General features: G+C 44.2%; 23 protein-coding genes, 8 tRNA genes and 1 rRNA gene. 7 read left to right on the top strand and 25 right to left on the bottom strand.

The window, feature by feature from the left end:
* The first annotated feature begins 13 nt into the window (after positions 1-13).
* The 4 genes from B5G11_RS05165 to B5G11_RS05150 all read left to right on the top strand — a co-directional run bounded on the left by B5G11_RS05165 (position 14) and on the right by B5G11_RS05150 (position 5,859).
* Positions 14-1,789 carry a histidine kinase gene (locus tag B5G11_RS05165; protein ID WP_087252416.1) on the top strand — a complete coding sequence of 592 codons (1,776 nt, stop codon included), beginning with the start codon at positions 14-16 and terminating at the stop codon, positions 1,787-1,789.
* Positions 1,770-3,425 carry a helix-turn-helix domain-containing protein gene (locus B5G11_RS05160; protein ID WP_087252415.1) on the top strand — a complete coding sequence of 552 codons (1,656 nt, stop codon included), beginning with the start codon at positions 1,770-1,772 and terminating at the stop codon, positions 3,423-3,425. Before B5G11_RS05165 ends, B5G11_RS05160 begins: the two co-directional genes overlap by 20 nt.
* 39 nt (positions 3,426-3,464) lie before the next feature.
* Entirely contained in the window at positions 3,465-4,082 is a 618-nt protein-coding gene (locus tag B5G11_RS05155) for a YesL family protein (protein WP_087252414.1), read from the top strand.
* Between the two features lie 274 nt (positions 4,083-4,356).
* On the top strand, positions 4,357-5,859 hold the full coding sequence (locus tag B5G11_RS05150; RefSeq protein WP_087252413.1) for an alpha-N-arabinofuranosidase: 1,503 nt from the start codon (positions 4,357-4,359) through the stop codon (positions 5,857-5,859).
* A 192-nt stretch (positions 5,860-6,051) separates the two neighbouring features.
* Here the strand turns inward: B5G11_RS05150 and B5G11_RS05145 are convergent.
* The 5 genes from B5G11_RS05145 to B5G11_RS05125 form a co-directional block, all read right to left on the bottom strand.
* Positions 6,052-6,125: transfer RNA gene (locus tag B5G11_RS05145), tRNA-Arg, on the bottom strand.
* Positions 6,126-6,267: 142 nt separating this feature from the next.
* Positions 6,268-7,461, bottom strand: a complete 1,194-nt coding sequence (locus B5G11_RS05140) for an FprA family A-type flavoprotein (protein WP_087252412.1) — start codon at positions 7,459-7,461, stop codon at positions 6,268-6,270.
* Positions 7,462-7,481: 20 nt separating this feature from the next.
* A complete protein-coding gene (locus tag B5G11_RS05135) occupies positions 7,482-8,351 on the bottom strand; it encodes a YitT family protein (protein WP_087252411.1) in 870 nt (289 codons plus the stop codon).
* 37 nt (positions 8,352-8,388) lie between these two features.
* Positions 8,389-8,994 (bottom strand): GNAT family protein, encoded by a 606-nt coding sequence (locus tag B5G11_RS05130; RefSeq protein WP_087252410.1) that lies wholly within the window; start codon positions 8,992-8,994, stop codon positions 8,389-8,391.
* Positions 8,995-8,997: 3 nt separating this feature from the next.
* Complete coding sequence (locus B5G11_RS05125) at positions 8,998-9,270, bottom strand: acylphosphatase (RefSeq protein WP_087252507.1); 273 nt, start codon at positions 9,268-9,270, stop codon at positions 8,998-9,000.
* Between the two features lie 141 nt (positions 9,271-9,411).
* On the opposite strand from B5G11_RS05125, the gene B5G11_RS05120 reads away from it, so the two are divergent.
* A complete protein-coding gene (locus tag B5G11_RS05120; protein WP_087252409.1) occupies positions 9,412-11,121 on the top strand; it encodes an ABC-ATPase domain-containing protein in 1,710 nt (569 codons plus the stop codon).
* On the opposite strand, the gene B5G11_RS05115 is transcribed toward B5G11_RS05120, so the two are convergent.
* The 4 genes from B5G11_RS05115 to B5G11_RS05100 are packed head-to-tail and all read right to left on the bottom strand — an operon-like array spanning position 11,118 to position 14,522.
* On the bottom strand, positions 11,118-11,870 hold the full coding sequence (locus tag B5G11_RS05115) for a sulfite exporter TauE/SafE family protein (protein WP_087168158.1): 753 nt from the start codon (positions 11,868-11,870) through the stop codon (positions 11,118-11,120). The two genes, B5G11_RS05120 and B5G11_RS05115, sit on opposite strands and share 4 nt — an antisense overlap.
* Entirely contained in the window at positions 11,858-13,183 is a 1,326-nt protein-coding gene (locus tag B5G11_RS05110; RefSeq protein ID WP_087168159.1) for an amidohydrolase family protein, read from the bottom strand. Before B5G11_RS05110 ends, B5G11_RS05115 begins: the two co-directional genes overlap by 13 nt.
* Positions 13,184-13,199: 16 nt before the next feature.
* On the bottom strand, positions 13,200-13,646 hold the full coding sequence (locus tag B5G11_RS05105) for a hypothetical protein (protein WP_087168160.1): 447 nt from the start codon (positions 13,644-13,646) through the stop codon (positions 13,200-13,202).
* Entirely contained in the window at positions 13,647-14,522 is an 876-nt protein-coding gene (locus B5G11_RS05100; protein ID WP_087252408.1) for a DUF3100 domain-containing protein, read from the bottom strand.
* A gap of 131 nt (positions 14,523-14,653) precedes the next feature.
* Between B5G11_RS05100 and B5G11_RS05095 the strand changes: the two genes are divergently transcribed.
* Positions 14,654-15,349, top strand: coding sequence for a Crp/Fnr family transcriptional regulator (locus B5G11_RS05095; protein ID WP_087168162.1), 696 nt, complete (start codon positions 14,654-14,656; stop codon positions 15,347-15,349).
* A gap of 48 nt (positions 15,350-15,397) precedes the next feature.
* Here B5G11_RS05095 and ptsP read toward each other — a convergent pair whose 3' ends face one another.
* From ptsP to B5G11_RS05065, 6 genes are all read right to left on the bottom strand, one after another.
* The gene (ptsP, locus tag B5G11_RS05090; protein ID WP_087252407.1) at positions 15,398-17,023 is read right to left on the bottom strand and encodes a phosphoenolpyruvate--protein phosphotransferase; all 1,626 of its coding nucleotides are present in this window, start codon (positions 17,021-17,023) and stop codon (positions 15,398-15,400) included.
* A 61-nt stretch (positions 17,024-17,084) separates the two neighbouring features.
* Positions 17,085-17,390: a PTS sugar transporter subunit IIB gene (locus tag B5G11_RS05085; protein WP_087168164.1), complete on the bottom strand. Its 306-nt coding sequence runs from the start codon at positions 17,388-17,390 to the stop codon at positions 17,085-17,087.
* A 137-nt stretch (positions 17,391-17,527) separates the two neighbouring features.
* Positions 17,528-19,045, bottom strand: coding sequence for an FGGY-family carbohydrate kinase (locus B5G11_RS05080; RefSeq protein ID WP_087252506.1), 1,518 nt, complete (start codon positions 19,043-19,045; stop codon positions 17,528-17,530).
* A gap of 225 nt (positions 19,046-19,270) precedes the next feature.
* Positions 19,271-20,032 (bottom strand): prolipoprotein diacylglyceryl transferase, encoded by a 762-nt coding sequence (gene lgt / locus B5G11_RS05075; RefSeq protein ID WP_087168165.1) that lies wholly within the window; start codon positions 20,030-20,032, stop codon positions 19,271-19,273.
* Between the two features lie 27 nt (positions 20,033-20,059).
* Positions 20,060-21,028 carry a sigma-70 family RNA polymerase sigma factor gene (locus B5G11_RS05070; RefSeq protein WP_275532796.1) on the bottom strand — a complete coding sequence of 323 codons (969 nt, stop codon included), beginning with the start codon at positions 21,026-21,028 and terminating at the stop codon, positions 20,060-20,062.
* A 247-nt stretch (positions 21,029-21,275) separates the two neighbouring features.
* A complete protein-coding gene (locus B5G11_RS05065) occupies positions 21,276-21,500 on the bottom strand; it encodes a hypothetical protein (protein WP_087168167.1) in 225 nt (74 codons plus the stop codon).
* A 218-nt stretch (positions 21,501-21,718) separates the two neighbouring features.
* Here B5G11_RS05065 and B5G11_RS05060 point away from each other — a divergent pair, with 218 nt between their 5' ends.
* Entirely contained in the window at positions 21,719-22,267 is a 549-nt protein-coding gene (locus B5G11_RS05060; RefSeq protein ID WP_087252406.1) for a hypothetical protein, read from the top strand.
* A gap of 313 nt (positions 22,268-22,580) precedes the next feature.
* Here the strand turns inward: B5G11_RS05060 and B5G11_RS05055 are convergent, their stop codons facing one another.
* The 10 genes from B5G11_RS05055 to B5G11_RS05005 form a co-directional block, all read right to left on the bottom strand.
* Positions 22,581-22,805, bottom strand: a complete 225-nt coding sequence (locus B5G11_RS05055) for a hypothetical protein (protein WP_204229568.1) — start codon at positions 22,803-22,805, stop codon at positions 22,581-22,583.
* Positions 22,806-22,883: 78 nt separating this feature from the next.
* Positions 22,884-23,366, bottom strand: a complete 483-nt coding sequence (locus tag B5G11_RS05050) for a GNAT family N-acetyltransferase (protein ID WP_087168170.1) — start codon at positions 23,364-23,366, stop codon at positions 22,884-22,886.
* Positions 23,367-23,759: 393 nt separating this feature from the next.
* A tRNA-Leu gene (locus tag B5G11_RS05040) sits at positions 23,760-23,846 on the bottom strand.
* A 22-nt stretch (positions 23,847-23,868) separates the two neighbouring features.
* Positions 23,869-23,941 (bottom strand) — tRNA-Val (locus B5G11_RS05035).
* A 29-nt stretch (positions 23,942-23,970) separates the two neighbouring features.
* Positions 23,971-24,044, bottom strand: a tRNA-Asp gene (locus B5G11_RS05030).
* A 22-nt stretch (positions 24,045-24,066) separates the two neighbouring features.
* A tRNA-Ile gene (locus B5G11_RS05025) sits at positions 24,067-24,140 on the bottom strand.
* A gap of 29 nt (positions 24,141-24,169) precedes the next feature.
* A tRNA-Thr gene (locus B5G11_RS05020) sits at positions 24,170-24,242 on the bottom strand.
* A 30-nt stretch (positions 24,243-24,272) separates the two neighbouring features.
* A tRNA-Glu gene (locus B5G11_RS05015) sits at positions 24,273-24,344 on the bottom strand.
* Between the two features lie 22 nt (positions 24,345-24,366).
* A tRNA-Asn gene (locus tag B5G11_RS05010) sits at positions 24,367-24,439 on the bottom strand.
* A gap of 82 nt (positions 24,440-24,521) precedes the next feature.
* Positions 24,522-24,823 (bottom strand): 23S ribosomal RNA (locus B5G11_RS05005); the annotation flags it as partial.

The raw sequence follows: 24,823 nt of genomic DNA, 5'->3' as shown, positions 1-24,823 counted from the left end.
AGGAGTGGACCAAATGAAACGAAATAATACATTGCTGAAAAAAATTGTCATCCTGTTTTTATGTCTCGTTTTTCCATTGATTATTGTATGGTTTTTCACACTCCAGTACAGCAATCAGATTTTGAGAAAACAGGTTCTTTCTTCCATAGATTCCAACAATACAACCTATATCTCGCATCTGAATAATTCTCTGTATACCATTTACGGATCCGGATTCACCCTTGTGCGCCAGTCTAATCTCCAGACATTTGCAAATGGTCTGTCCGGTCTGTCTACCTACCAGAGATCAGTCCAGATCAATCTTTTGAGAGAAGAACTTTCCTCAGCCGCACTTTCGCTTCCATTCTGCCAGTCCGCCCATGTTTTCTTTGAAAACCAGAAAGTTATGTACAATTCAGACGGATATCAGCTTGGAAGTTTTACCACTATCACAGAAGAAGAAAGCGGTACTCTCAAAGAAATTTCTCAGGAAACAGGTGTATTTCACTATTATCAGAACCCGCTCACCGGACAGGACGAACTTGCCTGCTGCCTGATGCCGTTTTCAAACGCCTCCTACGGACTTATATTTGTGCTTTCCGTAAATGATCTTGATTCCTATATGAAGAATAACATTTCCTATGAGAATGAGCATTACCTTTTCACAATCGGAACGCAGTTCTCACTGTCCAATATGGACAGCAGTATGGAGGATGAATTACGGGACATGTCAAAACAGTTCTCCGGATCCAAAGGCAGTTTTCCCTGTGAGGTCATCACTCTGGACGGCGCGGAGTATTACGCATTCGTTTACGAAATGCCGGATATCTCCTTCCAGTATATCCGCTTAATTCCAACAACAGACATCATAAGCGCTGCAAGCATGACGCCTTTGCTGCATCTGCTTTTTCTGCTGTTGATCTCGATTGCCTGCATTGTCTTCTTCGTGGAAATCTACCGCCTTGTCCACAGACCGCTTGTCCAGCTGATCAATGCGTTCCGCGAAGTAGAAAAAGGAAATTTTAAAGTGCAGATTGAAAACCTGAACAGCCCGGATTTTGCCTATTTATATCATGCTTTCAATGAAATGACGAAAAAGCTGAGCCAGCTCATTGAAAAAGACTATACCCAGAAACTGCTGCTGCAAAAAGCCGAACTGAAACAGCTCCAGGCACAGATCAATCCACATTTCCTATATAACAGTTTTTTCATGCTTCAGCGTATGATTCAGACGGAAAATATGGAAGATGCACAGAATATCGCAAATGCGCTTGGCCTTTATTTCCGCTATCTTACCAGGAACAGCATGGATCATGTCCCGCTCGCCGAAGAATATGAACATGCAAAAAACTATGCATATATACAGGGGCTTCGTTTTGCCGGACGTATACGGATTGATTTTGAACAGCTCCCTGACGGCTTTGAGTCCATCGTTGTTCCGAAACTGATATTACAGCCGATTCTGGAAAACGCGTTTAATTATGGGCTTGCAAATAAAATCAAAGACGGAATCTGTCAGGTCTGCTTTTATCCATCCGGAGATCTGCTGAGAATTGATATTGAGGACAACGGTGAAGAGCTTACGGACCAGAAGCTCCGGCAGCTTACACAAAATCTGATGAAAGTCAGAGAACCCGGTTATGATCTTGAAATGTCCGGTATCCTGAACATTCAGCGCCGGCTGATCATTTTCTCCAATACCCATGATTCTCTTCACGTGTCGCGTTCTTCACTCGGCGGGCTGAAAGTTTCCATTACACTGGACAAAAAAATAAAGGGGGATCTTACAAATGAAACTGCTGATCGTTGATGATGAACACTATATTGTAAATTATCTCGCCGCACTGATTTTAGAACATGCGGGCGAGGATCTTGAAGTTTATAAATGTTACTCGGGAATCGAAGCGATGGATCTTGCAAAGACCATGAAAATTGATCTGGCGCTGCTGGATATTCACATGCCCGGATTATCCGGCATTGATACCGCCTCCGGCATCGCCGGATATTATCCCGACTGCCGTTTCATTTTTCTTACGGCATTTGATAATTTTGAACACATTTATGCTGCTGACAAGCTTGACCACTCCCGCTATCTCCTGAAAACGGAAAGTGATGAGGTCATTTGGGATGAAGTATTTTCTGCAATCCGGGAAATTCAGTCGGAAGCCGCCAAACTTCATCTGTTGTCTACAGCAAGTCAGAAGTCCATGCTTCTCTCCCATCTGCTGCAGCAAACCATTTTAAAAGAGATTTTTTCAGGTGGAAGTATTGATAAAATTATCCAGTCTCTTCAGATCAGTTTCTCAGAATTTCCACTTGATCTGAACTCGCCCGTTTTCCTGATGTACACCCAGATCCATCATCGTACATTTCAGGAAAAATACCGGATTCATTCCAGGACAACGCTGGAATATCTGCAGCTCATGGACCGGCTGTGCGTCAATAAATTCCACTATTCCATGTTGGATCTGGAACAGGGTACCTTGCTGTGGCTGTTTCAGCCCTCTTTTGACCCGTCCCTTGCTTCCGAATTCGACCTGCTGGAGTCTCTGGCAAATGATTTCAGTGATTATTGTACGGATACCCTGCACCGCCATGTGACAGTTGTGCTTTATCCTGCCGCCTCAGACTGGGAAAACATATACAAAAACTTTTACACGTTGCAGCAGTATGCGGACTCTTTTATCACCAAGGCTCCTTTGATCTATTCCTCGGTCAACATTCTGGATGATGAGCCTTCCTCATTATTCCTGCATTCCGGGGACTATATTGAACGGACCGAAATCGATCGTCTTCTTCAGGAACTGACATTTTCCTTATATCAGGGAAGCGAAACAGACTATGCCGCTGTTTTGAAGAAACTCGAAGAAGAATGCACGACCATCCGGAGCATGCATGATATTCGGGCGATCAAAATTTATATGTCCATCGCCCTGCTGCTTTTAAACTACATTGACCTGTATCAGCTTCAGGAACACCTTGCTTCTAAAATTGCGCTTTACCAACTGTACTACATTTATGACTTTTCCTCATGGAAAGAAGCATTTCATTACATTGGCTCGCTGTCACATCACCTGTTCGAGATACAGGATTCCAAAAAAACCGATAAAAACAATCTGCTGATTCAAAAAATCAAACTTTACATCGGTCAGCACCTGAGCGAAACCATCAATCTTGCCACAATCTCGCGGGTTGTAAATTATAATGAGACCTACATTTCGCGACTGTTCAAGCAGCTCACAGGAATCAGCCTGTCCGAGTATGTTTCCCAGGAACGAATAAAGAAGGCCAAACAGCTTCTGTCATCAACATCCGAATCAATACAGAATATCGCAGCTGTTACCGGGTTCGATACCTCACAGTACTTTTCTATTGTATTCAAGAAAATGACCGGGGTTTCACCCAGCACCTACCGTAAAACCCATTTATATACCCGGGGCGACTGATGTCCCCGGGCAGTTTATATCGGAAAGAGAGGTAAATCTATGAATCGACTGTTTAATATGGATAATATCGTAATGCAGACGCTCGGAAAACTCTTTGATCTTGTTGTGCTGAATATTGTTTTTATCATCAGCTGTATACCGGTTTTTACAATCGGAACATCCATCAGTTCCCTTTATACAGTCACGCTGAAAATAGTGAGAAAAAAAGAACCATACATCATCAAAGGCTTTTTTGAGGCTTTCCGCTCCAATTTCAGGCAGAGCACAATCCTTTGGATCTTCTGCCTTATTATGATCTGCTTCCTTGGATACGACTACCGGATATTAAATGCACAAGGCTCCGATTTTTCCATATTGCGCATCCTCCTGATACTGATCACCCTGATTCTATGCGCCATTTTCCTCTATTTATTTCCGGTTGTATCCCACTTTAACAGCCCGACAACAAAAGCATTACAGAATGCTCTCCTTCTCAGCATCGCCCACTTACCATGGACACTGCTCCTGTTCCTGTATTACGGAACAATACTCTACATCCTTCTCCACTTTCCACAGGTACTGGGACTGTTTACACTGATCGGAATGTTCTGCGGATTTTCCATATCCGCCCTGATCACTTCACTCATATACAATCACATATTTCAGAACTATGAATAATTATATATTATCGGGGACGTGTTCCGCTACACCGGAACCCGTCCCCGATGAAAAAAATCTGATAATTCAATTTTCCCCTTATTTTATGCGGGCTTTGGGGATTTTTTAGCCTTTTACGTCGTGTACCTTTGAATTGAAATCCGTATTAGTCTATGTGTTTTTATGCTATACTGTTCTTATAATGCTCTATATTTCCAATTTTCTAAAAAATTCAACAGAAACATCACTGAAAGAAATCGTAACTATTGCATAAAAAGAACGAGGAGGATTTTAAATGAAAAAAGCAGAAATTATTGTGGACAGGCATTTTCTTATCGGGGACGTCGACAAACGGATCTTTGGATCTTTTATTGAGCATCTTGGACGTGCTGTATATGAGGGAATCTATCAGCCCGGGAGTCCTTTTGCAGATACAGACGGAATGCGTACCGATGTGTTGGAACTGGTTCGTGAACTTCAGGTTCCTGTCGTGCGGTATCCTGGCGGAAATTTTGTATCCGGTTATCACTGGGAAGACGGTGTAGGTCCGAAGGATCTGCGTCCAGCCCGGCCGGATCCGGCATGGCAGGTCATCGAGACAAATGCGTTTGGACTAAATGAATTCGTGACCTGGGCACAGAAAGCGGATACGGAAGTTATGATGGCAGTCAATCTGGGAACAAGAGGTCCTGAAGATGCCAAAAATCTTCTGGAATATTGTAATTTTGAAAGTGGCACATATTACAGCGATCTTCGAAAAAAACATGGGTACGAAAAGCCTCATCATATCAAACTCTGGTGCCTGGGAAATGAAATGGACGGGCCATGGCAGATCGGTCACAAGACAGCTGTGGAGTATGGACGTACCGCCGAAGAAACCGGACGAATGATGAAAATGCTGGATCCTTCTATTGAAACTGTTGCCTGCGGAAGTTCCAATCTTGAAATGCCGACCTTTGGCTCCTGGGAAGAAACCGTGCTGGATCTGTGCTATGATCAGGTAGATTATCTGTCCCTGCATCAATATTATGGGAACGCAAATGGTGACACTGCAGATTTCCTCGCCAGCAGCGTAGGCATGGATCAATTTATTTCATCTGTAATCTCAATTTGCGACTGCGTCAAAGCCAAAAAGCGAACGAATAAACAGATCAATCTTTCCTTTGACGAGTGGAATGTCTGGTACCACTCCAATGACGCCGACGCAAAACTTCCAAAATGGAGCAAAGCCCCGCATCAGCTGGAGGATATTTACAATTTTGAAGACGCATTGCTCGTCGGAAGTATGCTCATTACTTTACTCCGACACGCAGACCGGGTGAAAATTGCCTGTCTGGCCCAACTGGTTAATGTCATCGCCCCAATCATGACATCCGATACAGGTGCCTGGAGACAGACTATTTTCTATCCTTTTTTCTATACAAGCCGATACGGCCGTGGTACAGTCATGAATACCATTGTGAACGCCCCTGTATATGAAAGCAGAACATATGGCGATGCTTCTTACCTGGATTCAGTACTCATATGGAATCAGGAAAACGACGAACTTACACTCTTTGCAGTGAACAAAAGCCTGGAAGAAGATCTCGAAATTTCCTGTGATCTACGCCAGTTTACTGAATACCGAATCGTTGACCACAAGATTCTCACACACGAAAATTTAAAAGCAGTCAACACAGAAGATCACCCTCTGGAAGTTACGCCAGTCTCCGGCCAAAACGCAGCACTCGATTCCGGAAAACTCACCGCCCTCTTCCCAAAACACAGCTGGCAGATGATCCGAATGTGCAAAAAATAATATTTTGGGGACGTGTTCCGGCGTTTCGGAACCTGTCCCCGATGAAAAAAATTTGACAATCCCGTTTTTGCCTTATTTTACGCGGGTTTCGAGCATTTTTTGCTCATTTACGTCGTGTACCTGTGCATCGGAACACGTCCCCAATGTTTTACAATGAAAAAAAGAGTTCTGATTAATCAGAACTCTTTTATACGTGGGTTAGAGGATTCGAACCCCCGACCTTTTGGTCCGTAGCCAAACGCTCTATCCAGCTGAGCTAAACCCACACAATGTAGAATTGTTTCTGTTGCTTTGGTTATCTGTTGTCCTCAGCAACAAAAATAATTCTACACGATGTTTTCGTATTTGTCAACACTTTTTTTACATTTCAGTCTTATTTTTATCTATGTTTTATCTTCGCTTCTGTTTTTATTTCAGAAGTTCTCCTACAAACGTTCTGACATCCTCCATCTGTGCCGGCTGAAGTGCTGATTTGATGCTGATAACAGGCTCTACGATTTCCATGTTTTTCATAGACTCAACGATAGCTCTCATGTGTTTGCCTGCCATTGGAGCCCAGGTGCCGTTTTCCAGAAGGGCTATTTTCTTATTCTGTACATTGAGTGCTTTCATGTCATTGAGAAAATGCTCTATCGGCGCGAACAGACCTGCATTGTAAGTCGGGGCTGCCACAACGATTCGGTTGTACCGGAATGCTTCTGCGATCAGATAAGAACAGTCCGTCACGGAAGCGTCGTACATCTTGATGTTTTTCATTCCCTGCTCCGCAATCTCTGCTGCCAGAACTTCTGCCGCATTTTCTGTATTTCCATACATGGATCCGTAAACAATGAGGACGCCGTCTTCTTCTGCTTCATATCTGCTCCACTGATCGTATTTCTCTAAGAGAAGTTCCAGATCATTTCTCCATACCGGTCCGTGAAGCGGACAGATCATGGCGATATCAAGTCCGGCTGCCTTTTTCAGGAGTGCCTGTACCTGCGGGCCGTATTTACCGACAATATTTGTATAATATCTCCTTGCGTCCTCCATCCAGACGGCGTCAAAGAAGATCTCATCATCAAAGAGTGTTCCATTTAATGCACCGAATGTTCCAAACGCATCTGCAGAGAACAGAATTTTCTCCTTTGATTCGTATGTAACCATAACTTCCGGCCAGTGTACCATCGGTGCAGTCACAAAATTCAGCTCATGCTCTCCTAAAGACAGCTTGTCTCCTTCTTTTACGAGGAGGGTGTTTTCTGCCTTTGTTCCGGAGTAAAACTGTCCGATCATCTGCATGGTTTTTGCATTTCCGACAACAGTAACTTCCGGATATTTCTCAATGATTGCCACAATATTTGCACAGTGATCCGGCTCCATGTGCTGAACAACAAGATAATCGAGTGTCCGTCCATCCAGAACCGCTTCCACATTTTCCATAAATCTCTCTGCAACTGAGCTGTCTGCTGTATCCATCAGTGCTGTTTTCTCATCCAGAATCACATAAGAATTGTAGGAAACTCCTCTTGGAACCGGGAACATATTTTCAAACTTGGCAATCCTTCTGTCATTTGCTCCTACCCAATGAATTCCATCTGTTACTTTTCTAGTACAATGCATGTTTCACTCTTCCTTTCTCTTTATTCTGCTTTTTTCTTTTTATCCACATTGATATTCCATTTTCCGATTACCTGGCTGACATTGTATATTGTCATAAATGCCTGAAATTCCGACTTGTGTAGATAATTTAAAAGCTGCTTATATTCATTTGGCGTCATAATCGTGACAAGTTCTGTCTTCTCCTGCCCGTCATAGCCTCCGCGCGCCGAATAAAGTGTTACGCCGCGCTTCAATTCCTTCATAATGTATTCCTGTATTTTCTCATATTCATCAGAAAGAATACAGACTTTCTTTCTCTTATTGAATCCGTCAATGAAATAATCCACTGCAATCCCATTGGCATAGGTTCCCAGAATACTGACAATCAATGTCCCCACATCATATACAAAAATCGATGTAACCGCTGTAACCAGCCCGCTGATCGTCACTGCCTTTCCAATCTCTGCATGCGTATACTTGCTGATAATCTTGGCAACAACATCCAGTCCGCCCGAGGAAGCATTCACATTAAAGAGAATGGCCTGTCCGAGAGCAATAATCAGAATATATGCTGCCAGATCATATACGCTGTTGCCTGTAAGCGATTCCGTTACCGGAACAATCTGCTCAAAAATCCATAAGAATACCGGAAGAAGAAATGATGTATAAATCGTCTTTGCACCAAATTCTTTTCCGATAAAGATAAATCCCGCAAGCAACAGTACCACATTCAGAATAAATGTAATCGTAGACATCTGCATATGCAGAAGCTCAGCAAGAACCATCGCCAGACCGGATACACTTCCCACAACGATCTTGCTTGGCACCATAAAAAAGTATACACCTGCCGAAACAATCAGCATCGCAAATGTTATCAACAGCCCTTCTTTTACAATTCCTTGTTTCCCCATTTGTTTTTTCCTCTCTTATTTCGTCTGACATTTACTTCTATATTATAGCAATCTTACTTTGATTTACAACAGCAATTTCCTGTTTTTTTGTTCTTTCTTCCGTACGTATGACAGCCATGTGAATATGGTCTTCCCACTTCCCATTAATCTTTAAATATTCCCGGAAATACCCTTCCTTTTCATATCCGCACTTCTCCAGCACCCGCAGGGAAGCAAGGTTTTCTGGCATCACGTCAGCCTCCATCCTGTGAAGACAAAGCTCCTCAAAACCGATCCTTGTCCCTTCCCGGGCAGCCTCGGTTCCAAGCCCTTCTCCCTGACGTAACCGGTCAATTCGATAGCCGATTACACCTGAACAGAGACTTCCGTACTGAATCTGGCTGAGGCTCAATGTCCCGACCACCTTGTGCGGTTTTCCCTTTTCAAAAAGGTAAAAGGAATACCATTCTCCTTTTTTTGCTTTTTCCCTTTGAATGTCCAGCCAGATCTCCTGAAACTCTGGAAGAAAAAATTCCTCCGTCCGTCTTTCCTCGCACTTTTCGAAAAGCTCCCGGTTCTCCGAAAAAAATTCCGCAGTCATCCGGGCAAATGCAGGATCGGCCATACGAAAAATCAACCGGCTGGTCGTATAACGCTTTCTCATATCCTATCCCCGTACAGAGAATTCACTTTCTCCCTCCAAGGTCGGGATCTGGAGAATCTCTGTCTTTTCTATCCGGATAAATCTGTCGGAATTCAGTTCCTGAAACAGACGCTCAATCATGACTCCGTTTCCCTGCACTTCCATTTCCACATTGCCGTTGTACATGTTCCTCACCCAGCCGGTCAGATGCAGATCCTTTGCTGCCTGCATTGCCCGCCAGCGAAATCCAACTCCCTGTACCCTACCGTAAAAATATACATGCTTTCTGATCAACATTCCACAGACTCCTTTCTCGTCTTTTGTCCTGTTTTTTCTCCATGGTGGTGCCTCTTCCATTTTCTGTCAAAAGCACCCTGTATTTATTATGCCACATTCTTCTTTTTTTTGCTATAATCAAACGGAAAGGAGTTTGAATTTATGAACCACGCATCTGATTTAAAAAAACAGCTTTTATCCATACACCGGAAAAGTTATCCGGCCTATAAATCCTTGAAAGGAGTCTACGATTTTGGCGAGTACACTCTCAGCATCGATCATGTGCAGGGGGATCCGTTCGCTTCCCCTTCCCATGTAACCATCCGGATTCCTTTTTCCGTCCACCGGTTTCCAAAGGACCTTTACAAGACACCGGAAACCAAAGCCGCCTTTGAAGATCATCTCCTGAGACGGTTTGCTTCCCAGATCCGGAAGTTCAGTTTCCAGGCAAAAGGGTCCGGAAAGAGCGGCCTGCTCTCCGTGAGCAGCTGTGGACAGGAAATTCTTTCCCGGACCGCATGTGAAATCTGCACTTCCAAAGACAGTACGCTGATTTTCCGTTTCCATATCGGCTTTCCGGCAAACGGCCGGACCATCAATGCCACCGAACTTGAGAAGATCCTGTTTGATTTTCTCCCGTCCTGTGTAGAACGTGGATGTCTTTACCGGACCTGCGACAAGAAAAAGCTGACCGAAACCTTTGAGCTTGCGGAAGATCAGACGTTTATCCGAAAAGAAATTCATCGTCTTGGTCTTGCCGCTTTTGTGGCAGATGGATCCATTCTGCCGCGTCAGAGCGGCGTTTCCGATCTTCCGATGAAAGACGGGGTTGCCTTTTCTTCCCCGGAATCCCTTCGGGTTACCTTACATCTTCCTCACAGGGGAAGTCTCTCCGGCATGGGGATTCCACGCGGGATCACGCTCATTGTGGGCGGTGGCTATCACGGAAAGTCCACGCTTTTAAAGGCGCTTGAAACCGGAGTCTACCCGCATATCGCGGGGGATGGCCGGGAATATGTCATCACTGATGAAAGTGCGGTAAAACTCCGTTCCGAAGACGGGCGGATCATCAAAAACGTAGATATTTCCCTGTTTATCAACGACCTGCCAAACGGCCGGGACACTACTTCGTTCTCTACTTTGGACGCAAGCGGCAGTACTTCCCAGGCGGCCGGGACTGTGGAAAGCATTGAGGCCGAAAGCCGTCTTTTCCTGATCGATGAAGATACATCCGCCACCAACTTCATGGTACGGGATACGTTTATGCAGCAGGTGATCAGCCGGGAAAAAGAACCGATCACGCCATTTCTGGAACGTGCTCAGGATCTTTATGAAAAGGCCGGTATCTCCACCATCCTTGTGGCCGGAAGTTCCGGCGCCTTCTTCCACATTGCCGATACAGTTATCCAGATGGACTGTTATCACCCGGTAGATATTACCGAAAAAGTCAAAACACTCTGCAAAGATTATCCGCTCTCTCCGTCCTCACCGGCTCCGTTCCGGATGCCTTCGGCAAAGCGGATCTTCGCCCGGCCTTCCAAAAAACAGGCAGACCGGCGGGATGGAAAAATCCGTCAGCGTTCCAAAGATGTATTTTCCATCGGGAAAGAGGAAGTCGATCTACGGTATGTAGAACAGATCAAAGATTCCGAGCAGACTGCTTCCCTTGCCCTGCTCCTTGGATATGCAAAAGATCACTATTCAGACGGGAAAAAGACAATCCCGGAAATCGCAGATCTGCTTTATCAGGAATTAAAACAGAACGGCTATTCCGGGTTCTTCAGAAATTCTTATATTCCAGGCGGCTATGCCATTCCAAGACTTCAGGAAATCCATGCCTGCCTGAACCGTTACCGGGGTGAATCCCGCTAACCGGTGATCAGTTTAAAAATAGCAAGCAGTACAGAAAAGACTGCCACCCCTTTTTTCAGTATGTCCGGCCGGATCAGCTCGGAATTTCTGCTGCCGGCCCATACACCGATTCCGTGGCTGATCAGGCTCAATGGAAGCAGCAGGATCAAATCCTGCATACGGCATCCCATCGCATAGCCGATGCTGGACGGAATCGCAATAAAAATCGAGTCAAACAGCGCAATGCCGACCGCTGTTCTGACCGGAACTTTCAACACAACAAGAAGCGGCATGACAAGGATCGGTCCCCCTGCCCCGGAAAGGGCACAGATCAGGCCGGTCACCGCTCCAAAGATCAGCCAGAACACAGGAGGAATCTTCTGTTCTGTCTGGTCTTTTTCTTTCTCCTCCCCCGGCTCTTTCCTGAGCAGAATGGAAAGTCCGGAGAGCAGTACCACAAGATACAGAATTTTCTTTACCATCCCTTCTTCAATCAGAAGGTTGAGTCTTACTCCCCCGATGGCGCCGATGAAGCTTCCAATACTGATCCAGACCGCCAGTTTCAGATCCAGATTTTTCGCCCGGTAGTAATTGTACGCCCCCAGCACTCCCGAAATCAGAAAGGCAAAAAAGCTAAGCGCAAGTCCCTGCATGGTCGACATTCCCAGAAATCCGGAATACAGCATCGGAAGCAGGAATCCCGCAATCCCTGTCAACCCGATCATGCCTCCGATCAGAATGTTCGCAATGACAATAATCAGATACTCCATCTTGATTCTCCTTTTTCAAAAGCAAGTGCCTCGCTGCGTATTTTTTCTTCATCCAAAGTAAGAATCTCACGGTTTCTCATCAGAAATCTTCCGCCAACAATCATGTCTTTCACATCTCCTGCCCCAACACTTTCCAGCAGTGTATTGGAGATTTTCCCATGAATCCAGAGGTGCGGTGCATCCATATCAATTCCGATCAGATCCGCCCGTTTTCCAACAGCAATTGTAGCCGGTTCTTCTCCAAGGCAGGCTGCGCCTCCTTTTACCGCTATATCCAGAATCTTCTTTGCAGGCATGACTGCAGGTTCTGCAAGAGGCGCCCCGTGCGTCACATTCATCACAGACCGGAAGATTTTCATTTCATTCCAGATGCTCAGACCTCCATGAGCCGCCCCGTCGGTTCCAAGTCCTACCGGGATACCCTTTTTCAAAAGTGACGGAGTATCCGGAACCGCTTTCCCACAATTACTGAACGGGCAGTGACAGATTCTGACACCTCTCTCCCGAATCAGTTCCTTTTCCTCTTCCGACAGAAGCAGACTGTGCGCCCCCAGGAACCACGGTCCCAGCACGCCTTTCTCTTCCAGAAATTCATAAGGCCGTTTCTGATACCTGGAAAGGTACGGATTGATTTCCCCCGGATATTCGTTCATATGTGCCTGAATCGTTGTCTTCTTTTCTTTTGCCCGCTCAGCCGCCATCTCAATCAGCTCTTCCGAACAGGAAATGAGAGAACGAAGAGAATAGAAAACTTTCAGATTGCCCTTTCCATGAAAACGCTCATAAAGGTCATCCGTTCTTTGAACCGCTTCTTCCGCCGTCATGGCAATCGATTCCGGAAGTCCGTCTTCATCCATCGTCGACATTGACAGCGCTCCGCGAAGCCCGCTCTTCTCATAGACCTCCGCTGCCGCTTCCATATAGTAGCTTCCCGCGTCGATAAATCCGCATGTCCCACTTCGAATCATATCCAGCGCGGCAAGCGATGCGCTCAGCCGCATCTTTTCCTCATTCAGTGTACTTTCAAACGGCAGCATGATCCGTTTCCAGATCATCGGCATTTCATCCAGTACACGTCCTCTCAAAAGCTGCTGTCCGGTATGCATATGTGCATCAATCAGCCCCGGCAGAAACACCTTTCCACGGCAGTCTACTGTTTCTTCTGACTCATAGTGTTCCCCGGACGTTCCCTGCTCCCGGATATCTGTGATCACACCGTCCTTGACGGCGATCTCCTTTCCATAGACCATCTCCCAGTTCTCATCCAGAAAATCCACATTCGTAAGAAGAAGATCGATCTTTTCCTTTTTCATAATTTTTCTCCTCCTGTCAGATTGCATTCGTAAGTGACAGAACGACCTGAGCAATCAGCGCGGAACCAAAAAATGTTCCCGTCATAACAAGGATTCCAACAATAATCATTTTCCATCCCTGTTTCAGAAACGATTTGATCTGATCGCTGATCGAGATCCCTGCAAAAGCTCCAACCATAGTAAGCGGTGCCGTGAAATTGATTTTGTTGACCGCCTCAATGACTCCCTCTCTCACCGGGCAGATCGGACACGCAACCAGAAGTCCGATAATCGAGCAGTAGGCAATAATCGGAAGCTTTAACGGCACAATTTTGCTTACCAGAACAGCCACGAGAGAGATTCCAAGAAGAATCAGAATTCCCGGCAGCGAATCCATAAAGTTCACATCAAATCCCACAAAATTTGCAAGGCCGATTCCAAGGCCTGCGACTACAAACATGACAATCCATTCGATATATCTCATTTATGCTTCCTCCACTTTTTCTTCCGCTTTTCGTGTCAACACTTCACTCGGCTCGTGCCTGAGTTTTGCAAATTTCGGCTCCAGCCAGGTATACAGTTTCTGGCAGAGCGGGATTCCGATAAAAATAGCAACATAGATTCCCGTCAGGCCGGACAGTGTCTCACTTGTACTTGCAAGAGCAGAAAGTTCTGCCGCCATATCCGGATAAATAGCCGTGATACTCGCCGTCGCACTTGCCATCAGAATTCCGGCTCCGACTCCGGATGCCATTCCAAGGGCGTATGGATGGAAAATTCCTGCTGCCGCTGTCATAGTAGTGAGAAATCCAAAATAGATCGTACCTACCATACCTCCTACCACATAGATGGAAAGACTTCCTCTCGCCTCCGGTGAGTCCGGTCCGAAAATATCGGTAATCAGTGCGAGGTTTGATTCCCTGTTGATAGAATGTGTTGCTCCGATCGCTTCTCTTTTCAGGCCAAGCAGCAATGCAAACGGAAGGGCAAGGAAAATGGTTCCCAGGTTTCCGATCTCCTGTAAGAGCAGGGCCGGTCCAGCGGAAAGCACCACTTCAATACTTGCTCCCGCATTAATTCCAAGCTTTGCAATAAACGGGCAGATCGCCACGATCACAAGCTTAGATGCCGCCTTGACCTCTTTTTTCCTGAAGAACTTCAGAACTTCCGGTCCTGACAGGACTCCCAGAATCAGGGCATAAAAAATCGGAAATAAAATCAGTTTTCCCGGTCCAAGCGGGATTTCAATCTGCCCGATTGAATCAGCAATTAAAATAAATACAAATGCCGCAAGAATGATACGATACTCGTTTTTCATTCTCGCTTTTAGTGACGGATATTGAAAAGCTTCTTTTTTCATCTCTCTCATTCCTCCTCTTTTTTTCTACCCGGACATATTAGCACAGACTTTTTTTCTAAAAAAAGGACAAATGGGATGTTTTGGAGATTTTTTTGTAGTATACTGTAAAAAAAGTTGAAAGAGGTAGAAACATGACGCTGGAAGAACTGCGTGTCCGTGTACCGGAACTGAATGATTATCTGAAATACATGCCTGACAAACTAAACGAGCGTTATTGGATACATACCTATCCACCGGGAACAATTATCCATCAGAAAGATGAACCACTGGAATACTTCGGAATTGTCTGTGAAGGCTCCCACCGTGTAATTAACGAATTTGAAAACGGCAACGTCTACATGATCGAGCGGAACGATCCCATCGATTTTGTAGGGGAAGTCACCATCCTTGCTGAAAAAGAACGCACTTCCGTGACGATTGAAACATTGACCGAATGTACCGTCCTTTATTTTTCCAGAAAAGATTTTGAAGACTGGATCGAAAATGACATTCATTTTCTCCGTCTTGTTTCCAGAAAAGTCGCCTACAAACTGTACCGCTCCTCTTATAACCGGGGCAGCAAACTCTTTTATCCTCCACAGTATCTTCTCCTTGATTATCTTGTCAAATATCTTGCTGAAGAACATAAATCTTCCGGCATGATTCCAAAGACACGGCAGCAGCTCTATGAGGAGATCGGTATCTCCGTCAAAACACTTAACCGTACCATCCAGAAATTGAAAGAGGAACATCTTGTCAGTACGGTAAAAGGAAAACTTTCCCTCAGCGAGGAGCAGATGAAAGCAGCCCTGATTTATCTGAAAGAGAAACGCCATATGAGCAAATAAAGACAGCAGCCTTCCATTTCCGGATGGCTGCTGCCTTTTATACGTTTTTTATTCTGCTGAAAGATCCAGCTCTCTTATTCTGTTTCTTACCGGAAGTACAAATGTCGGGGAAACGGAAAGCTCGTCCACTCCCATTCTGAGGAATGTCTCTGTCAGTTCCAGATCTGCTCCAAGCTCGCCGCAGATGCCGACCCACGCGCCTCCTTTGTGTCCATTCTCGATTGTCATCTGAATCATGCGAAGCACTGCCGGATGATGTGCATCATAGAACTCATCCAGTTTTGGATTCTGACGGTCGATTGCCAGTGTATACTGGGTCAGATCGTTTGTTCCGATACTGAAGAAATCAACCTCCTGGGCAAGCTGTTCACTGATCATGACAGCCGCAGGTGTCTCGATCATGACACCGATTTCAACATCTTTAAATGGAATTCCGGACTCTCGAAGTTCTTCTTTTACTTCTTCCAGAATCTGTTTAATCTTCCTTACTTCATCAACAGAAATAATCATCGGGAACATGATGGAAATATTTCCGTATGCGCTCGCCCGCAACAGTGCTCTGAGCTGTGTTTTAAATACTTCTTCTCTCGTCAGACAGATACGGATTGCGCGGTATCCGAGAGCCGGATTTTCCTCTTTATCCAGTTCAAAATAATCCACCTGTTTGTCAGCACCGATATCCAGTGTCCGGATAATCACTTTCTTTCCGGCCATGTTTTCCGCAACAGTCTTGTATGCATTAAACTGCTCTGTCTCTGTCGGATATGTGTCGGATTCCAGATAGAGGAATTCACTTCTGAACAGACCGATTCCTTCCGCGTCGTTCATCAGAACAGATGCTGTATCCGCTACACTTCCGATGTTTGCATACAGATGAATTTCTTTTCCATCTTTTGTAATCGTCTTCTGTCCTTTTAATGTCTTGAGAAGTTTCTGTTTTTCTTCTTCTTCAACCACCGCTTTTTTGGCTTTTGCAATTTCCTCTTCATCAGGATCAATGATAACGCATCCCGCATATCCGTCCACAATTGCCATATGGCCATGCCACTCTTTCTTTATCGGGATACCGATAATTGCCGGAATATTCATTGTTCTTGCCAGAATCGCCGTATGGGAGTTGGATGATCCATGCTCTGTTACAAATGCGAGAAGTTTGGACTTATCCATCTGAACAGTTTCACTTGGTGCAAGATCGTCTGCCACAAGAATCACAGGCTCTTCCAGATTCCCCATATCATTGTCATATCCGGATAATACAGAAACCAGACGCTCGGAAATATCTTTTACGTCGGCCGCACGGGCTTTCATATAATCGTCATCCATCTCTGCAAACATTGTGGAGAAGTTATCTCCTGTCATTGCCACTGCGTATTCCGCATTAACACTTTGTGATTCAATCATATTCTGGATGGATCCGTTATAATCCAGATCATCGATCATCATCATGTGTACTTCAAAAATTGCCGCGCCTGAATCACCGACCTCATGCAGCGCTTTTTCGTACAGGCCCTGAAGCTGCGCTTTTGCGGTTTCTTTAGCCTGTTCGAAACGCTCCAGCTCCGCTTTTGGATCATCGATTTTCGTCCTCTTTACCACTGCCGTATTTTTCTCATAGAAAAACACTTTGCCGATGGCTACCTTTCGAAAGATAGATTTTCCTGCATATTTCTCCATACCGCTACTCTCCTTTTATAAATATAATGTTCTTCCTTCCGGCATCCTCTCCTAAATATCCTTATTCAAGAATTCCTGCTTCTTTCAGTTTCGCCTCAATCTCAGACGCAGATATTACGTTCTGCAGGGCAATGAGTTTTGCTCCCTGCTTTTCTGCTTCCGTAAACATATCTGCAAAGTGCTGAGCACAGATCACCACATCATACTGCGGAGCAGTCTCTCTGCCTTCTGAAATCGGGCAATGATGTACTTTTCCCGGCTCAATTCCATGTTTCTTTAATACCTTTTCCAGTGCCATCTGAGCCATCAAACTAGAACCTGCCCCATTTGCACAACATACTAAGAAATTTAAACTTTTATCTGCCATCTTCTAAGCTCTCCTCTCTTATGTTATGTTTTTTATTCTACCACAAAACTCAGATTTTTTTAATCTTTTTTACTGAATTTTCCCTCTATTTCTTTACATTTTTCCTCCGAAAACTTCTTCACGGTCCTGCCCCCTGTTTATTTGACTGCAAAGTACTCCCAGACCTGATCCAGTCCCTCTAAAACCTTACAGTATGCTTCATATTTTTCTTGATAAATCTTTCGATACTCCGTGCGGGGTTGTACCGTTTTCGTGATTGTAACCGTCCGGTCCGCCGCATCCTGATAATCACGATAAATACCTGCCGCAATTCCTGCCGCCATCGCTGCCCCCTGGGCTCCAAGTTCTTTGTCCTCGATCACATCAATCGGTATCTGAAGCACATCGGCAAACATCTGAACCCAGACATCCGATTTTGCCGCCCCTCCGGAAAGCCGGATCGTTTTCGGGCACTCCCTGTTTTTCAAAAGTTTCTTTACATGTAATGCGTGCGAAAAGACAATTCCCTCATAGACAGCCCGAAGCATATGTTTCTTCGTATGATATGCTGTCAGTCCTACGAAGGATCCCCTGGCCAGCGGATTAACATTGGATCCATTCAGGAACGGAAGAAAAATCACATTGCAGTCCCACGGTTCAATGGAAGCGACCCAGTCGTTCGTCACATCGTAAACCGATCCCTGTTTTTCTTCTGCCTCTCTCTTTTCATAATTCATCAGGTTCTGTATAAACCACTCCATATTTCCCGCGGATGTCGGACTGCTTTCTTCCACCAGAAAATATCCAGGAATGCAAAACATGGAATTCAAAGATACCGTGCCATTCGTGACCGGCTCCCTACGGATAAATTCATTGATGCTCCATGTTCCCGCAATCATGCAAAGCTCCTTTTCACTGCAGAGTCCGGATGCAATGCCGCAGGCATTGACGTCAAACATGCCCGCTGCCACCGGAATTCCAGCCGGAAGTCCGGTCTGCTCCGCCGCTTCCTTCGTCACATAACCGCAGATATCTGCCGAATGGCATAGTCCCGGAAGTTTCTCATACACTTCTTCCAGACCAAACAGTGCCAGAAGTTCTCTGTCATACTTCCTTGTCTTCAGATTAATCAGATTCCCGCCGGAAAAATCCGTATATTCCGCCCGTGCTTCCCCGGTCAGCATGAACCGGATATAATCCTTAACCGAAAAAATATATTTCGTTCTCTCCAGCACTCCTTCTTCGTGATCCCGGATCCAGGAAAGAAGGCTGACCGGCTGATAAGAAAGAATATCCTGAAATGTTTTCTCATAAACCCTTTCTTTTGTTCCATCTTTATTCCACTTTTCCACATACTCCCAGGCACGTGTGTCTGTGGAAGCAATGCCGTAATATGACGGTTTCCGGTCTGCTCCGACCAGATACAGCCCTTTCCCGTGTCCGGAAAATGATACTCCGGCGATCTTTTCCGGATCCACTCCACTTTCCTCTATCGCCCTTTTGATTGATTTCGCATTTACTTTCCAAAGCTCATTCATATCCCGTTGCGCATATCCCGGTTTCGGCGTCAGTGTCTGTGTCGGAACAGTTGCTGACGCAAGCTGCTTTCCCTTCTCATCAAACAAGGCTGTCTTGGAAAATGTCCCGCCATTATCGATTCCTACCAAATATTTCATCCGTCTGTCTCCTTCCTTTCTCTGTTCTTTCCCATCGGTTACCATAGATCAAGAAAGCCCAGAATACAGATTTCCGGTATTCTGGGCTGTTCTTTATTCTTCTGTCATCTGCGGAACATCCGGACAGTTCGGTCCAAAATGTTTCAGCAATACAAGCGGCTCTACCTTACTGCCGTTTGTAATTGTTACTCCTTTGACTGCTGCCTGTTCCGAAACAAAAAACTACTATTTCATTACTAATGCTTTTTTCTTTCCGGTAAACAGTATCGCCGCACCGATCACAAAAATGAAAATAGAGATAAACTGCGATGTGGAAAGCACTCCAACGCTTCCTCTCTCCAGGTCTCCCCGGAAAAACTCCAGAATAAAGCGTCCTGTACTGTAGAAAATAAGGTAACATCCTGAAACTGTTCTTTCTTTCTTCGCATACCTTGCAATCAGACAAAGCACAATACAATTCAGGAAATCCAGAATACTGGAATAAATCTGCGTCGGTATCAGCGCCACATCATTTGGTGCAAAATCGGATGTGTGGAATGTAATGGAAAGCGGTGAATCCGTCTCTTTTCCATAACAGCACCCCGCAAGCAGACATCCAATCCTTCCAAATCCCTGGGCCAGAGCGATTGCCGGCGCAATCAGATCAAAATACTGCCAGAATTTTTCTTTTTTGATTCTGCAGACTACATATCCTGCCAGAACTCCTCCAATAATTCCTCCGTAGACCACAAAGCCTTCCATTTCATCTAAGATTACACCCGGATCTTTGATAACCCGATCCAGAATTGTCAGATAATATAGTACTTTTGCTCCAAGCAGCCCAAAAACTACCGAGCTTATAAAAAGTGTAAATACGATATCCGTATTCATTCGATATTTTCTGGCCCGGAACTCTGTCATCAGATAAGCCGCAATAAATCCAATTCCTATCATCAGTCCATAACCGTGCACTGTCAGCCCGCCAATTGTTAACAAGTCATTCTTCATTGTTTCTCACCTGGTTACAGTAAATATTTATTCAAAATATTCATTTTGTCCTTTCTCTCTCATTCTTTGCCTCAGTCTTCTGAGTGCTTTACTTTCTATCTGACGGATTCTCTCTCTTGTCAGATGCATTTTCTGTCCAACTTCCTCCAATGTATAGACACGTTCACCATTCATGCCAAAACGCATACGGATAACCTCCTGCTCACGTTCCGGCAGAATCTTCAACAGCTCTTCAATTTCTTCACCTACTATCGTAGAAATTGCCGCAGTCTCAGGCTGCTGTGCATTGCTGTCTTCGATAAAATTCTCAAGACTGCTGTCCTCTTCTTCTCCTACCGGCGTTTCCAATGAAACCGGAGTTCTGGCATATGCCAGAATATCTCGTACCTCTTCTTCCGTCTTGTCGCCGAGCTTTGCCGCTATCTCGGCTGGTGTGGCTTCTCTTCCAAGCTCCGTCATAAGCTCCTTGGAAGCTCTCCTGACTTTTGTAATATTTTCAGACATATGTACCGGCACACGAATCGTTCTGGACTGATCCGCAATCGCCCGAATCATGGACTGTTTGATCCACCAGGAGGCATACGTTGAAAAACGGTAGCCTTTCTGATAATCAAACTTCTCCACCGCTCTCATCAGCCCGATATTTCCTTCCTGAATCAAATCCATCAGCTGAAGCCCGTGTCCCACATACTTTTTGGCAATCGAAACCACAAGGCGAAGATTTGCCTCTTCCATCTTTTTCTTCGCCTCAAGATCACCCTCGGCAATCTGTCTTGCAAGCTCCTGCTCTTCATCCGGAGTCAATAGCGGGATCCTGTTGATCTCATTCAGATACATTCGGATCGAATCTCCTGCACTGTCTCCGTACATTTTAGAGTCCACTGTTTCTGCCTCGGTTTCCTGTGTCTCCTCATCTTCGACATCTTCCAGAAGTCTCGCCTCTTCTTCCTTTATATCATCCGGAGATAAGATTCTTTTCTTTTTTTTCTCTTCCACAATTCCCCTGCCCTTTCTTCTGCCTGACCCCTGCTATGTTGATTAAATCTGTATTTTCTCCTTCAGAGGGTGTGTGCATGAACTCTTACTGCGCTTCTTTGCAAAGACAATCAGCACAACAGCCGGCTGTTGTTTCAGCCGGCTGTCTGTTCTTAGCTTTTGTGGCTATCCTTTCAAAACCAGCATTGTCTTACACTTTATTGTATCATGACTTGCTGATTTCATACAAGAATCTTATTCATTTTTCTTATTTTACCAAAGCCATCCTTCCATTTACCGGAAGGTTTGGCAGATGTTCAAAATAGAACTGTTTTTCTCTGTCTGAATATTTCAGCTCAACCGGAATCCAGCCTCTTGCAACATTAATATATAGATACTGTCCCGGTTTGATAATGCTTCTTCCCTCACCGTTCAGAGCTGATAATATACAGACATTTCCATCTTTTCCTGTTTTTAAAAAACCAACTAACAAAAAAATACCTCCTTATCAATACTCTGCCATCTACATATTTATGAACTACTTTTTACAATACGAAGTATAGCAAATGATTATGACCTTTTTATGGATAAAATTTAAAACATTTCTAAGATTTTCCTTAATACTATACAAAAAAATTTTTTGTAGTATACTAAAATTAAATAACAATGATTGATTTTCCGCTTTTATAATACAGAACAGGAGGGAAATCTATGAAAAGAAGGACAAAGCATGGGATTATAACAGCTCTGGTTTTAATACTGCTTTTTTCCCCGTCAGGATGTTCTTCCAGGAAGCTTGAATACCATGGAAATCTGGGCTATGATCTGAGCAACATTGATTATGAGGAGGTTGTTTTCAATATCTACCATACCAATACGGAGCAGCACACCTGTGAGAAGCTCACCGAATTCTTATGTTCTCCTGAGAAGGGGCACTATGCAGATATCCGGTTGGAGGGCAGTGAAAACAGGATCACCGCAATTGTCGAAGATAATTATGTCGCAGAAGAAAATGATATTGAAACTTTCTATACAGAAGACATCAACAGTTATGAATTTGCAATTAATGGATTTCAGGGCACTTTAAACGGCTTTCAGACATTTGAAATCGAAGATACCGATGAAGAGCAATACTACCGCCTCTATCCTGTCACCAATGACAGCGGTATATCGTATTCACGCGATCTGAGTCTGAATACTCCTTACGATGAAGAGGAAGTAAATCTGGATAATATTCTGATTACCATGACAATCGAATAAGAATATCTGCAGCGTTCAAATACTCGTTATATAAACTGGATTTTTTCTGTTGACTATTTACTCTCTCTTTTCAGAAAGAAAACAGTAATTACTCCGGCAATAACAGGAAGGTTTCCTTAGCATATTTTTTCCCTTTTCTTATACTAAAAAGTGCCCGTATCAATGAAATTAATGTGACCAGTATAAGATAAAAAATCAATACTACTAATATACTCAAAAATACTTCCATGAATTTTTCTCCCTGCTTTGCATTTCTTTTCAACTATCTAAAATTCACTTATTTTTTTCATAATGAACTCTACCTCCATAAAGTTCAGTCCAAAGGAGATACTTCCATTTTCTGTATATCATCTATCTTAACTATTGCTACATTCGGACTATTTATAAGACTTATTAATATTGCCTCGTCTTCATAAAAATCATCATTGTACAGACCTTCAAGAGTGGTTCCGTCTATAAGCGTCACTACCACAAAATGCTCATATAATTGTATGTATCTATTGTGGAATTGCTCAGCTTTAAAATATTTATCCATCACAACTACCTTTCCATATTTAGAACTCCACAACTTTGGATTTTTCACTGTGTTCAACGCCACGATAAATGGGAAGGTGTCTTAGAGTTTTAATACGGCAATCTGTTCTTCTCCGTCTTTTTCTCCGGTCTCTATAAATCCAAAAGAAGCATACAATGATTTGGCAACCGCGTTTTTGGACTCATATGACAGCCAACAGAAATCAGCTTTACCACAGGGAAATGTTCTGATAAATCTTAAAGCAAGTTCTACCGCCTGCTTCCCATATCCCCTATTTTGATATTTCTTATCTATCATCAATCTCCAGAGGTTATAGTTCCCGTCTGCTATGGCAGGTGCATCCTTCCAATAGTCATCTTTGTCATAACCAATCATCACAAAGCCGACTGGATTATTACCTTCAAAAATTCCAAATGGAAAAGCATATCCGTTGGATGTAATAGCGATATATGCTTCAATAATACTAATATCATTGCTGGCAACATAATTTTTCTGACTATCTGAGACATTTAACTTTAAAATATCCCAGATATTTTCGCCATTTATTTTTTCTAGATGAATCATTCTATTCCTCCACATACAAATTAAAAATTATTCAAAAATGGTTCCATCGGATGTAAATAAACAAACTGAGAAAAAGGTAATATAACGCTGTAATTCCTAAGCCGTCGTTATAAATTTCAATCAAAGAATGTTCGCTTATCAAACCAGTTACAATAATTAATATCAAAAAACATACAGGAATAATTAAGTAACAAAGTAAAAATTTATGTTTTTTGTCCATTTCGATACCCCTAAACACTCACTTTATCCACTATACTTATAGTATAATTTAATTTTTCAGATTATACAATAAAGAAGGTGTTAAGAATCCCTCATCTCTGAAGTGTTCAAGCTTTTGAAGCAAAAAAATAAGAGAAACGCTATAAAATCAACGTTTCTCTCACTTTTACCTCCTGCCACAGACCGGAATCGAACCGGTACGGGAGGATAAGTCCCGCAGGATTTTAAGTCCTGTGCGTCTGCCAGTTCCGCCACTGTGGCATATTTCACACAGACGTGTGAATGGGGCCTATAGGGCTCGAACCTATGACCCTCTGCTTGTAAGGCAGATGCTCTCCCAGCTGAGCTAAGACCCCAAATAAATAACAATATTTAAATTAAAAAGCGACCCGGATGGGACTCGAACCCACGACCTCCGCCGTGACAGGGCGGCGCTCTAACCAACTGAGCCACCGGGCCATATTGTTTACCTTTATTAAAGTGGACCTTCAGGGACTCGAACCCGGGACCGATCGGTTATGAGCCGATTGCTCTAACCAGCTGAGCTAAAGGTCCACAATTTTAGTGTCCCCTTTAAAGGAACAAGCCAACGATCGGACTCGAACCGATAACCTGCTGATTACAAATCAGCTGCTCTGCCAATTGAGCCACGTTGGCGTTTTATTCTTAAGTTACAATTAACTTAAATGACTCCGACGGGAATCGAACCCGTGTTACCGCCGTGAAAGGGCGATGTCTTAACCGCTTGACCACGGAGCCATTCTTTCCTTATAAAGGAAAACTCCCCCTGTTGGACTTGAACCAACGACACTGCGGTTAACAGCCGCATGCTCTACCGACTGAGCTAAGGAGGAATATTCAAGATACTTCATGTACCTTCAAAACCACATATAAGTCCACGTTTCTGTCATCCTGCTTTTTCCTATCCACCATTCCTTGGTTATGCCCTCGACCTATTAGTAACAGTCAGCTCCATGCATTACTGCACTTCCACCTCTGCCCTATCTACCTCGTCATCTTCAAGGGGTCTTACTACTTCCGTATGGGATATCTCATCTTGAGGGGGGCTTCACGCTTAGATGCCTTCAGCGTTTATCCCTTCCCGGCTTGGCTACCCTGCCATGCACTTGGTAGTGCAACAGGTACACCAGCGGCCGGTCCATCCCGGTCCTCTCGTACTAAGGACAGCTCCTCTCAAATATCCTACGCCCACGCCGGATAGGGACCGAACTGTCTCA

Origin of the sequence: Drancourtella sp. An57, from assembly GCF_002161525.1 — a bacterium.
Taxonomy (GTDB): domain Bacteria; phylum Bacillota; class Clostridia; order Lachnospirales; family Lachnospiraceae; genus Sellimonas; species Sellimonas catena.
The sequence above is the reverse complement of the archived record's forward strand: the minus strand, read 5'-3'. Positions and strand labels throughout refer to the sequence as shown.